The sequence below is a fragment of the Anaerotruncus sp. DFI.9.16 genome, assembly GCF_024461615.1.
Taxonomy (GTDB): Bacteria; Bacillota; Clostridia; order Oscillospirales; family Ruminococcaceae; genus Anaerotruncus; species Anaerotruncus massiliensis.
This window is the reverse complement of record NZ_JANFZX010000011.1, coordinates 62,011-69,258: the sequence shown is the minus strand read 5'-3', so window position 1 is coordinate 69,258 and position 7,248 is coordinate 62,011. Positions and strand designations below refer to the sequence as shown.

Genomic DNA, 7,248 nt, shown 5'->3' with positions numbered 1-7,248 from the left:
CCCCCCCCCCCCCCCCCCCCCCCGCCCCCCCCCACGCCTCGAGGCGCCGCCCCGCGGGCCCGCCGCCTTTTGAAAAAGGCGGGCGAAACCTTTAAAATCTCAGCGCGTGCGCGCCGTCAGTGGCCGCAGGAGTGGCTCCCGCAGTCGTGCCCCTCACCATGGCCCTCGTGGTGGGCGCAGACGGTGTCCGGATCGTAGGACAGGCTGCCCGCCAGTAGCGCCGCGACCTGCGCGTCCGCCTCCCCCGAGGCGCCCGGATAGAGGGTGATGCCCGCTTCGGCCAGCGCGGTGCGCGCGCCGCCGCCGATGCCGCCGCAGATCAGCGTATCCACGCCGCGCTCCCGCAGAAAGCCCGCCAGCGCGCCGTGGCCGCTGCCGTTCGTGGGCAGGACGGCGGAGGAGACGACTTTGCCGTCCGCGACCTCGTACACCTTGAACTGCCCGGTGTGTCCGAAGTGCTGGAAGACCTGTCCGTTTTCATAAGTGACCGCAATTTTCATCGTAATGACCCCCATCTAATAATTGGCAGCGCCGTTTTTCACAGCACCGTTTTTTACAATTCCTGCCGCAGCAGTGGTCCGCGTGGGCGCAGAGCGCGTACTCCCCGCCCCGGATCGTCAGCATCCTGCCGTTGACGAGCGCGTCGGCCAGCTTCCCGCGCGCCCGGTCGTAAACCGTCTGGACGGTGGTGCGCGCGACGCCGATCTGCGCGGCGCACTCCTCCTGCGTGTAATCGAGCAGGTCGATCAGGCGGATGACCTCGTATTCATCCACCGTCATCTCCACGGCGTCCTCCGGCGGGCCGTCCAGCGGCCCGAACCGTTCCCGCCTGGGCAGTTCGCAGATACGCCTGCATTTTGTTGGCCGCGGCATCCGATCGCCTCCCGATGTTTCCGGTATATGTCAGTTATTATAGCGCAATATCCGGCATATGTCAATAAAAACTTTGCCCCGCGCGCATCCCCGCCTCCACGCTGGGCAAACCGGAAAACGCCCCCCTGCCTCGGCAGGGGGGCGTTCGGCGCGCTTACGCGCTTATTTTTTCGGAGTGTCCGCGGGGCCTTCCGGTTCGTTCCGGGAGACGTCCATATCCATATGGACGTTGCGGGTGGTCCTGGCCTCGAAGGTGTTGGCGCGCATGACCTCGGTCATGTCGAAGCCGATCGTGTCCTTGAGCGCCTCGTTGACCGCCTTGAGCGCGCCCACCGTATAGCGGGCCACGTCCGCCGCGCCGGCGCCGTCCCCGTTTTCCGAGCCGCCGCCGATGATCGTGATGTTGCCGATCTTCGCCATCGGCTCCGCGACCGCGCGGGCGATCTCCGGCAGCTTTTCAATGACCATCTGCAGCTTGCCCGCGTCGTTCATCTTGGCCAGCGCCTCGGCCTTCTTCTCAAGCGCCTCGGCCTCCGCGAGGCCCAGCTGCTTGACCGCCTCGGCCTGCGCGAGGCCCTGCTTTTCGGTAATCTCCGCCTGTGCGACGCCCTCCTGCTTGATGCGCTCCGCCTGCGCCGCCGCGTCCATCTTCTTCGCCGCGGCCTGCGCCTCGGCGTCGAGCTTCATCGCGTCCGCCCGCGCCGCCGCGTCGAGGCGCTTGGCCTCCGCCTCGGCCTCCGCGCGCAGGATCGCCGCGATCTTCTGCGCTTCCGCGGCGAGCTGGGCCTTCTGCTTCTCCGCCTCGGAGGGCTTCACCATCGTTTCGAGCAGCTCGGCTTCCTTGCGCTCCGCCTTGCGCTTGGCAAGGTCGATGTTCTTCTGCTCCGCCGCGATCAGGATCTGGATCTCCGCCTCGCGGACCTCCTTGGCGCGCTGCTCCTTGAGGACGTTGGCGTCCATCTCGGTGTTGGTGATGTCCTTCAGGGTGACGTTCTGCTGGATGCTGTACGCCGCGTCGGAAATCGCCTGGGTGGTCTGGCGCTCCCGCTCGTAGTTGAGCTTTTTGATGTCCGCGTCCTTTTTGGCCTCGGCCACGCGGGCCTCCGCCTCCAGACGGGCCTGCTCGCCCGCGCGCTTGGCCTCGGAGGTCTTGATCATGCTCTCCTTGATCGCCTCGGCCTGCGCGATCTCCGCGTCCCGCTTGACCGCCGCGATCTGCGGCTTGCTCAGCGCCTCGAAGTATCCGTTCTGGTCCCCGATGCCCTTGATCGTGAAGGATTTGAGCTCCAGCCCCAGCTCCTTGAGCTGCTCCTCCGCGACCTCCTTGACCCGCTCGGAAAAGGTCTTGCGGTCCTTGTAGAGCTGTTCCGCGGTCATATCCGCGATGATCTCGCGCAGGCGGCCCTCGCAGACGTCGCGCGCGGTGTCCACGATGTGCTGGCGGGTCTCCGCCTCGCGCCCGCAGTTGAACTGCTCGACGGCCGAACGGATCATCGTCTCGTCGTTCTTGATCTTGACGACCACCGTGCCGTTGGCTTCGATCGGGACGGCGTCGGCGGTCAGGGTGCCCTGCATGTTCACGTCGAAGCTCATGTTCTCCAGCGTCACATAGTCGATCCGCTGCATGACGGGGATCACGATGACGCCGCCGCCGGTGATGACCTTGGCCTTCCCCAGGCCTGTGACGATCGCCGCCTTATCCGCCGGAACCTTCTTCCAGGTCGACAGGATACAGATCAGGATCAAAACCACGGCCGCCGCCACAATTCCGATTGTAATCAGATACTCCATACACGTTACCTCCCCTATGACTCTTGTTTATCTTCCAGTGGAGCCGCGATACACACCATCCTTTCCGGATCGACCTCCACAACGGTTACGGCCTGCCCCACGGGGATCCGCGCGATCCCCTCCGCCGGGCGCGCGTCGTAGGAAACGAGGCTCCCGGACGCGCTGTGCACCCGGATCGTCCCCACGAAGTCGTCCCGCAGCTCGAGCGTCACGACGCCCTCCTGCCCCTTGATCTCCCGGATTCCCGCCGCGTAAGAGCGGTTGCGCTTGAGCGGGAGAATCACGAAGCGGCCGAGCAGCCAGCCCGCCAGCAGCCCTGCGGCGGCGGACACGGCCAGCCCCGCGGCGGGCGGCAGCCTGGTCAGGCAGAGCCTGCCCACCGCGCCGAACACCACCGCGGTCAGGGAGAGGGTCATCAGGTTGATAATGACGGGCGCGTGGGCATGCCCCGCGGCGGACACATGCGCGCCTTCCGCGCCCGCGTCCGCGGGCGCTTCGGCGGAGAGGTCCGCGTCCATGTCCGCGTCCATATCGAGATCCGCGTCGAGGTCCATGTCCGCGTCCAAATCCACGTCCGCGTCGAGGTCCACGTCGAAGTCCGCGTCCGCGTCGAGCCCGGCGTCCAGGTCCATTGAGGTGTCGGCGCCGACGTCCGCGTCCGCGCCCAGGTCGAGCGCGCCGCCTATCGCCCCCACGAGCACGTCCAGGACGGGCACCACGAAGCCGCCCGCGATGAAACAGTTGTAGATCACCCGCATCCGTTCCAGATCCATGCCGACACCCCCTCTCTGTTTCCTATTTTACCGCATCGAACCGCTGAAGGCAACCTCATTTGCCCGCGGGCCGATTCCTCCCGCTGCCTATAAAACCCGTCCGGAGCGCCCGGCGGGACACCCCGGGCGGGGCGGAACGTCAAAACGGCGTTTTTGAAATAAATTTCAATGATGATAGAATGTACAATCCGAAAAAAACGCGCTTGTGTACCTTGTTGGATTTGAAAGTAATTTCCGGAAGGAATCGCCCGAAAAGTATTTACATCGCGGAAAAAGGGTGATACGATGCAGGTGAACTCAATTTCAGGATTGGAACAGATGTTCAAACGAGGTGGGGTTATGGCAATCACTGACAACCTGCGCATGATGGTAAAGGTCTGCCGCCTCTATTACGAGGAGAACCTCAGCCAGAAGGAGATCTCCGCCCTGATGGGGATCTCCCGCCCGCAGATCAGCCGGATGCTGACCTGCGCGCGGTCGCAAAACATCGTCACGATCAAGATCAACAACCCCTTCGAGGACGAGACCAACCTGGGCCGCGCGCTGGCCGAGCGCTACCGGCTGAAGGACGCCCTCGTGCTCGACACCCGGGACGGCAGCCCCGAGACCTTCGGGCGGATGGCGGCGGAGTACCTCGACGCGTACATCGCCGACGGGGAGTGCGTCGGCGTCATGAGCGGGCAGACGATCAGCCGCGTGGTCTGGTCGATCGGCAGGCTCGAGCGACGCGGGCTCGAGTGCGTCCCCCTCGTGGGCGGCATCGGGTCGGGAAGCGTCAACTGGCACGCCAACGCCATCGCCCAGCGGCTCGCGGAGTGCTCCGGCGGCAGCTGCTACATCCTCAACGCGCCCGTCATCGTGCAGAGCCGGGAGTCGCGGGATATGCTCGTAAGGGAGCCGGACATCGCCGCCGTCCTCGAAAAGGGCGCGAAATGCGACGCCGCGATCGTCGGGATCGGCCAGATCGACCTGCGCTCCACCACCGCCCAGAGCGGCGCGCTGAGCGCCCGGGACATCGAACGGCTGAAGGCGGAGGGCGCGGTCGCCTCGGTCTGCACCTCCTACCTCGACCGGCGGGGGCGGGTGCTCGACCTCGAGCTGTGCGAACGCTCGATCGGCCAGACCCTGGGGCAGCTCGACCGCTGCCGGACGATCGCGCTGGCCATCGGGCGCAGCAAGGTGGCCTCCATCCGAGCGGCACTTTCGAGCGGTTACATCGACGTGTTCATCACCGATTTGGAAACCGCCCGTGCAACCATAGAAGAACCTGAAGATTGATCAGTACAGGAGGAAATGAAATGAAAAAGCTATTGGCAGTTCTCTTGGCAGGCATCCTGGCGCTCTCCCTGGCGGCATGCGGCGGTTCCGCCGAGCCGTCCTCCACCCCCGCGCCCGAGTCCCAGGCCGCGCCCGCGGAAAGCGGCGACGCCGCCGAGCCCGCCGCGGCCGGCGCCGCCGGCAAGAAAATCTCCATCCTCACCGCCAACCTCAGCTCGGTGACCACCAACCAGATGTGCGAGATGATGAAGGCCGGCATGGAGAAGGAGGGCATGGAGGTCACCCTCGTCGACACCAAGGGCGACTTCGGCCAGCTGGCCAGCCGCATCGAGGACAGCGTCTCCGCCAAGGCGGACGCGATCGTCATCGTGAGCTGCGACCCCGGACAGATCGCCCCCCAGCTCCAGACCGCCTTTGACGCGGGCGTGCCCGTCTTCGGCTGCGACAGCGGCTACATGGAGGGCATGATGATCAACGCCACCAGCGACAACTACGCGATGGGCCAGCTGATCACCAAATACCTCTTTGAGGACCTGATGGGCGGCAAGGGCACCGTCATCGCGTTGACCCACCGTCCGCATCCGGGCGTTGTGAAGCGCTGCGAGGCGTTCGACGACATGATCAAGGATTACCCCGACATCACCCTGATCACCGAGCAGCACGTCGAGGTCCCCGGCCCGATCGAGAACTCCCGCAAGATCATGGAAAACCTCATCCTCTCGAATTCCGCCAAGGACTCCGTCACCGCGGTATGGTGCGGATGGGATGAGCCGGCCATCGGCGCCACCCAGGCGCTCATGGACGCGGGCCGCGACGAGGTCATCGTCACCGGCGTGGACGGCAACAGCCAGGCGGTCGAGCTGATCAACGAGGGCAGCAACCTCAAGGCCACGGTCGAGCAGAACTTCGAGGGCATGTCCCAGATCGTCGTGGACGAACTGGTGAAGCTCTTCAACGGCGAAGAGATCGAAAAGGGCGACCGCTACGCTCCCGCGACCCTGATCACCAAGGAATAAGGCTTCTAAATCGTTTCGCCGGGAGTGAACGGAATGCTTTTGCAGACGAAGAAACTTTGTAAACAGTTCGGCGGCATGTATGCGCTGAAGGATATCGACTTTGAAATCGCCGAGGGGGAGATCCACGGCCTCGTGGGGGAGAACGGCGCAGGCAAATCCACGCTGATCAAAATCCTCACGGGCGTCTACAGCCTCGACAGCGGCGAGGTGTGGTGGAACGGCAGCCCGGTGCGGATTGAAAACCCGCGCCAGAGCCGGGACATCGGCATCAACGTCATCCACCAGGACCGCAACCTCATCCCCGCCTTCAGCGGGGTGGAGAACGTCTACCTGGGGATGGACTATGAGAAAAAGGCGGGCTTTGCCGTCGACTGGGCGAAGATGAAGGCGCGGGTGGAGGCGGTCATGCGGGAGCTGAAGGTCGAGATCGACCTCAGCCTCCCCGCCTCCGCGCTCTCCCCGCCCCAGCGCACCCTGCTGGAGATCGTCCGCGCCATGATGACCGAGTGCCGGCTGCTCATCCTCGACGAGCCCACCGCCTCCCTCACCGACAAGGAGGCGGAGATGCTCTTCGAGACGATCGGCAAGCTCAAGGCCCGGGGCACCGCCATCCTCTACGTCACCCACCGGATGGACGAGATCTTCCGCCTCACCGACCGGATCACCGTCTTCAAGAACGGCCAGTCGGCCGGCACCGTCAGGACGGCGGACGTGGACAAGGACGCCATCATCTCGATGATGACCGACAACTGGGTGAGCGAAACGCTCACCGTCTCCCGCAAGTACGGGGAGGTCCTGCTCGACGCGGAGCACATCGCCTCCCGCGACGGGATCGTCAAGGACGCGAGCCTCACGGTGCGCGCCGGAGAGATCCTCGGGGTGTTCGGGCTCGGCGGCAGCGGCCGCACCGAGCTGCTCGAATGCATCTACGGCTACCGCCCGGCGGAAAAGGGCAGCGTGACCCTCTGCGGCAGGCAGATCGCGCGTCCCTCCCCCGGCGGCTCGATCAAAAACGGCATGGTCCTCATCTGCGAGGACCGGCGCGGCAAGGCGCTGGTGGGGTCCTTGAGCGTCAAGCAGAACACCGTGCTCTCCACCATCGACAGCTACGCGCGCTTCGGCGTGGTGAACGAACGCAAGGAGCTCTCCGACACGCAGGAGAAGATCGAGGCCCTCTCGATCAAGACGGAGGGCCCCAACCAGACGGTCTTACAGCTTTCGGGCGGCAACCAGCAGAAGGTGGTCTTCGCCAAGGCGCTGATGTCCCGGCCCAAGGTGCTGCTCTGCGACGAGCCCACCCAGGCGGTGGACGTCAAGACCCGCGCCGAGATCCACAAGCTCCTGCGCCGGCTCGCGGACGCGGGCAGCGCGGTCGTCTTCGTCTCCTCCGACCTCAAGGAGGTGCTGGAGGCGACGGACAACGTGCAGGTCATGGCGGGCGGCAGGACGAAGGAACGCTTTGTCAACGACGGCCTGACGGCCGAGCAGGTGCTCGCATGCTGCTATGCAAACTAGGC

At 65.1% G+C, this 7,248-nt stretch carries 7 protein-coding genes; 3 read left to right on the top strand and 4 right to left on the bottom strand.

The annotated features are described in order from the left end of the window. Positions 1-116 precede the first annotated feature (116 nt). The 4 genes from NE609_RS07005 to NE609_RS06990 form a co-directional block, all read right to left on the bottom strand. On the bottom strand, positions 117-500 hold the full coding sequence (locus NE609_RS07005) for a NifB/NifX family molybdenum-iron cluster-binding protein (protein WP_101548749.1): 384 nt from the start codon (positions 498-500) through the stop codon (positions 117-119). Continuing rightward, positions 478-873, bottom strand: a complete 396-nt coding sequence (locus NE609_RS07000; protein ID WP_101548747.1) for a DUF134 domain-containing protein — start codon at positions 871-873, stop codon at positions 478-480. Before NE609_RS07000 ends, NE609_RS07005 begins: the two co-directional genes overlap by 23 nt. A 162-nt stretch (positions 874-1,035) precedes the next feature. Beyond that, positions 1,036-2,664, bottom strand: coding sequence for a flotillin family protein (locus tag NE609_RS06995; RefSeq protein ID WP_101548745.1), 1,629 nt, complete (start codon positions 2,662-2,664; stop codon positions 1,036-1,038). Between the two features lie 14 nt (positions 2,665-2,678). Next, positions 2,679-3,437, bottom strand: coding sequence for a hypothetical protein (locus NE609_RS06990; RefSeq protein ID WP_256152129.1), 759 nt, complete (start codon positions 3,435-3,437; stop codon positions 2,679-2,681). A 339-nt stretch (positions 3,438-3,776) separates the two neighbouring features. On the opposite strand from NE609_RS06990, the gene NE609_RS06985 reads away from it, so the two are divergent. From NE609_RS06985 to NE609_RS06975, 3 genes are read left to right on the top strand one after another with little or no spacing between them, the layout of a single operon-like run. Beyond that, the gene (locus NE609_RS06985) at positions 3,777-4,715 is read left to right on the top strand and encodes a sugar-binding transcriptional regulator (RefSeq protein WP_256152128.1); all 939 of its coding nucleotides are present in this window, start codon (positions 3,777-3,779) and stop codon (positions 4,713-4,715) included. A gap of 20 nt (positions 4,716-4,735) precedes the next feature. Then, a complete protein-coding gene (locus NE609_RS06980; RefSeq protein ID WP_256152127.1) occupies positions 4,736-5,731 on the top strand; it encodes a sugar ABC transporter substrate-binding protein in 996 nt (331 codons plus the stop codon). 33 nt (positions 5,732-5,764) lie between these two features. Next, the gene (locus NE609_RS06975; RefSeq protein WP_256152126.1) at positions 5,765-7,246 is read left to right on the top strand and encodes a sugar ABC transporter ATP-binding protein; all 1,482 of its coding nucleotides are present in this window, start codon (positions 5,765-5,767) and stop codon (positions 7,244-7,246) included. Positions 7,247-7,248 lie beyond the last annotated feature (2 nt).